Annotated in this window: 5 protein-coding genes; 1 reads left to right on the forward strand and 4 read right to left on the reverse strand. The window is 66.9% G+C overall.

What is annotated here, in order from left to right; all coding sequences use genetic code 11:
- Positions 1–372: 372 nt before the first annotated feature.
- Positions 373–1,449: an IS66 family transposase gene (locus tag U9979_RS06175; protein ID WP_322778611.1), complete on the reverse strand. Its 1,077-nt coding sequence runs from the start codon at positions 1,447–1,449 to the stop codon at positions 373–375.
- Between the two features lie 83 nt (positions 1,450–1,532).
- Positions 1,533–1,718 carry a hypothetical protein gene (locus U9979_RS06180; RefSeq protein ID WP_322778607.1) on the reverse strand — a complete coding sequence of 62 codons (186 nt, stop codon included), beginning with the start codon at positions 1,716–1,718 and terminating at the stop codon, positions 1,533–1,535.
- 478 nt (positions 1,719–2,196) lie between these two features.
- Between U9979_RS06180 and U9979_RS06185 the strand changes: the two genes are divergently transcribed.
- Entirely contained in the window at positions 2,197–3,438 is a 1,242-nt protein-coding gene (locus U9979_RS06185) for a Fic family protein (RefSeq protein ID WP_322778608.1), read from the forward strand.
- Between the two features lie 306 nt (positions 3,439–3,744).
- Here the strand turns inward: U9979_RS06185 and U9979_RS06190 are convergent, their stop codons facing one another.
- Together U9979_RS06190 and U9979_RS06195 are read right to left on the reverse strand one after the other, a co-directional pair.
- Positions 3,745–4,149, reverse strand: a complete 405-nt coding sequence (locus U9979_RS06190) for a type II toxin-antitoxin system VapC family toxin (protein WP_322778609.1) — start codon at positions 4,147–4,149, stop codon at positions 3,745–3,747.
- Between the two features lie 27 nt (positions 4,150–4,176).
- A partial coding sequence (locus U9979_RS06195) for a hypothetical protein (RefSeq protein ID WP_322778610.1) occupies positions 4,177–4,445 on the reverse strand: 269 nt, incomplete at its 5' end.

Below are 4,445 nucleotides of genomic sequence, written 5' to 3' on the forward strand. Positions count from 1 at the left end.
GTCACAATCCGTGACAGCAGTCGGCGGGCGTACTCCGGGGCTCGAACCCATCGATCAGCATCCCGACCTGGACAGCCGTCGATCAACCTAACCCTGGAACTCATAGATGCAACCTATTTGACCAGGTCAACGGCATAGTTGCAGATTGTGGTGGAGGTACGGGAGCGGCTTTCGAGGCCGGAAATCCGGCAGACGGTCAACGACCTGACCGACCTCATGATGCGCGAGTGGGATGATCAGAAATAGCGTAAGGCAAAAAGGTAAACATTCACCTGGTTTAGGGATCTTGCTGTAGGTGACGGTTCGTGGGCATGGCTGTGGGCCGCGCCGGGCGGGGCTGGCGTGGTGGGGTCGGGCGGGGCGGGGTGCCCGTCAGGTGGGGACGACGGCAGCCGGTGGCATCCAGGGGCTGCCGCGGAACGCGAGGCGTAGTGCGTGCAGGGCGGAGACGCCGTGTTTGCGGGCGGTCGAGAGGTAGCTGGCGATCTGGAGGCGGCAGGCGGTCGCGACGGCGGAGGTGAGCCGGCCGGAGATCTTCTGCTGGGTCTTGAACGGCCGTAGATCGCGCTCGCTCTGGTTGTTCGTCGGCCACACATCGAGGTCGAAGACGAAACGGAGCACGTCCTGTTGCCGATCACGCAGGCATTCGAGCAGGCAGCGGCCAACCGGCTGCTTCCTGCCCTTGCCGGCCGGGGGGACGTCGGCCAGGCCGACGCGGACCGCGCCGCGGTACTCGGCGATCAGCGGGTCGCGCAGCTCGGGGGGGACCTCGCGCAGCCCGGCCACGCGGGCGAGGTTCGCCTGGTGGACCAGGCCGCGCAGCGACCTCGTGAGCTGGACCGGCCAGATCGCCTCCGGGTAGGTCTCGACCGCGTCCTGGAGGTCGCGCAGAAGGTGGCTGACGCACAACTGGTGGAGGAAACCGGCGAATTCCTCGCAGTCGTAGAGGGCGTAGCGGTCGTGGACGACGACCCCGAGCATCCGCCCGAGCAGGAACAGCCGAAGCTGGCCTTGTCGCGGCGGCCCAGCATGAACAGCGTGAACAGCAGCGTCGACGCCGAGAGCACGTAGCGCTTCTCGCCCTTCGGGCCGACCTTCAGCGGCGTCTCGTCGAACCCGACGACCGTCTCGCCGGCGATCCGCTTCTCGATTTCGGCGACCGGCTCCTCGACCGCGTCTGCGCCCAGGGCCAGCAGCGAGTGCAGCCAGCCCGCCGAGACCGTCACCCCGGACACCCCGTCCGGCCGGGCGGCCACGTGGCGGCGTCCGCAGCCGCACGCGACCTGGTAGAGATCGTGCCGGGTCACCCCGACCCGTGCCGGGGTGAGGTCGTGGGACTGGTGCGAGCGGGCGATCCCCACCACCGCCGCGTCCGCCAGCGCCGCCCCGCAGCTCACCGAGCAGCTCTGCCTGCGCGCGCACGAGAGCGATCACGCCCTCAAGCGGCATCTCCTCCAGCGGCGGCACTCCATCACGTCACCACACACATCAGACCTGGTGCACCGAGCATCCGAACAACATCCGAACCAGGCTCACAACCCGACTACCCACAGCAACATCAACAAAGAACCTGAATGCTTACCCGGAAACGTGACGGGTCCGAAGCCCTCGATATCCAGGCTCAGCTCGTCCGTCCTCGCCGTCAGCTCCACGCTGAACGCGGCCTTCGCGTCGCCGTGCAACGTCCTGGCCAGCCGGTCACGCGCCGCGGTCGCCATGGCCTGTGCCTCCCGTATCCCCGGGAACGCGATATTTCCACGCGCGACTCTATGGGCCTCTTCGCGCGTGACGGATTGTGTACTCATCCGCATACGTAGTGTAGCTTTAGTGTGTAACATAACGTAGGGCAACGCCAACGATCAAACCGCGCGCTTACCCGCTGCGCGACCGTGGTGTCTGGTCGGACGGGTGGTATCTCGTGACGGGCAGTGCGGTCCTTCACGTGATTCGAACGCACGTTCCGTAGATTTGGTGGTTCTGGAGGCGCATCCCGCTGACGTGACGCTGGTCCCGGCGGAGCCGACGGCGCAGCTAGCGACGACCGGCGCGGTGCCCGGGTCCACACCGCCGACGGCCCAGCACGGCAGGTCTCCCGGATCCATACACGGACCGCGCAGGGCCTGCCGGCCGCCGTATCTGAGCATATGCCAGCCTCCTTAGTTTCAGTTAGGGAATAAGTGAAGCTAGAATCCAGCCATGGTTTCAGGTCTGGCAGGCGGCGGGACCGCCGGTCATAGCTGGGCCGAGGACCGTTCGGCTTGGCCGAGCCTGGGCTGGGAGGAGCACGACTGGGTCTCGACGATCCCGGATGACCTCGTCTCCGCACGGGTACGCACCCGCCACCAAGGTCCCTATCGGGCCGCCGTCGTGCCCACGATCGCCGACCGGTCGCCTTCGCTTCCCGTCCACGTGGCATCCCTGGCGGACGATGCGTCGGTCGAGATCGCCCGTTTCGACGCGGAACTCGGCCTAGAGGTGGCACCCTTCGCATCTGTCCTGCTCCGCTCCGAGTCCGCATCATCGTCCAGGATCGAGAACCTCACCTCGGGCGCCAAAGCGATCGCCCTCGCCGAACTCGGCAGCACGCAGAAGCGCAACGCGGCCGAGATCGTCGGCAACGTCGCCGCGATGAAAGCGGCTTTGGACCTGGCCGACCGTCTGGACGAGTCTGCTGTCCTTGCCATGCACGCGGCCCTGATGGCAAGACACGCGCCAGGGATCGGCGGACGGTGGCGGCAGGAACAGGTGTGGATCGGCGGAGACTCCTACGGGCCACACGGAGCGGCCTTCATCCCCCCGCACCACCGCCACATCCCAGCGCTGATGAGGGACGTCCTTCGCTTCGCCGGCAGGGCCGATGTACCGGTTCTGAGCCAGGCCGCCATCGCGCACGCCCAGTTCGAGACTATTCACCCGTTCCCGGACGGCAACGGCCGGACCGGACGGGCGCTGGTGCACGCGATGCTGCGCGGCCATGCCCTGACCAGGAATGTCACCGTGCCGATCTCAGCTGGCCTGCTGACCGACACCGCCGCCTATTTCGACGCTCTTGGCGCCTACCGCGACGGTGACGTGGCTCCGATCGTCGAGAGGTTCGCGACCGCGTCGGTCACCGCAATCACGAACGGGCGCCAACTGGCGAGCGAGCTGCGGGCGATCCGGGCGGGATGGGATGACCGGCTGAGGATCCGGCGCGACGCCCGTGCGTGGCGACTCGCGGACCTGCTCCTGCGGCAGCCGGTCGTCGACGCCCGGGTCGTAGCGTCCGAATTGGGAGTCTCTTCGCAGAATGCCCAGCGCGTGATCACGCCGCTCGCTGAGGCCGGAATACTCATGGAATTTACCGGATTCGCCCGCAACCGTCTGTGGCAGGCGTCCGAAGTGCTCAGCGCTTTGGACGCGTTCGCGGCACGCGCCGGCCGCCGTGTCGCGCAGTAGGCGCCCTCGACCCGTGCTTGGGGTCAAACGGTCGTCGCGACGCCTCGATGTGATGATCGTGTCGGCATCGAGGGACTGGATGGTCGAATCCCCATGCGATAGATCGTAAACCGCATTCGCGCTAGTCAGAGACATGATCAATAATGTGGTGGACCTAACGCACCAGACCAAGAACCTTTTGATCTTTGTTCAGGGTCCCGAAATCACCATCCGCCCGGTCTCCGCGCGGCGTCTGATCAGGGGAGATGCCGTCCACAGACACGCCGGCTCCGTCATGATCCCCTCCGTGTGGGTGGCGAGCGGCGGCTACTCCTCGCCGAGAATCCGCAGACCGTGGTGATCCCTGAAGTACACGTAGTCCTTCAGGTTCAAGGTCGCGAGTGGCAGGTTGTGAGTGAGACAGCAGGCCGCGATCCACATGTCGTTGGCCGGGCGGGGCTGCCCGGCCCGGGTGGCGCCCGCGGAGAGCCTGCCCCAGGTGGCAGCGACTGCCTCGTCGCCGGGCAGCACAGGAATTCCGGAGAGCCAGTCGGCGAGTTCCTGACGTCGGCGGCTGCCCCAGTCTCGCAGGTCGGTCCACTTGGTGAGCTCGCCGAAGGTCACGAACGTGATCAGTGGCCGGCGGCCGATCAGACGGGTTGCAACGGGTCCGCTGAGCCTGCGTTTGTGGCTCAGGGAGGCGACGTCGGTGTCAAGGACGACAGGCTGCACGGCGCCGGCGCCGGCGCCGGCGCCGGCTCAGGCGACGTCGCGTCGACGCTCGGCGTAGGTGAACGCGAGGAACTCGTCAAGCTCCTCGTCAGAGCCGAAGGTGTCGGCCGCAAGGTCGTCGAGGGACCGGATGGGCTGTGTGCCTCTTGCGGCCAAGAGCTCCTCGACGGTGACCTGAGGGCGCAGCGGCGGGTACAGAGGATGGCCGGTTTCCGGAGTGCTCATGGACGAGGCCTCCTCGTTGGTGTCTCCGGCTGGCTGCGGGCTGGGACCAGCATACGGCGGTGCACTGGTCG

The sequence above is a fragment of the Protofrankia sp. Cas4 genome (assembly GCF_963555915.1).
In the GTDB taxonomy this organism is placed as follows: Bacteria; Actinomycetota; Actinomycetes; order Frankiales; family Frankiaceae; genus Protofrankia.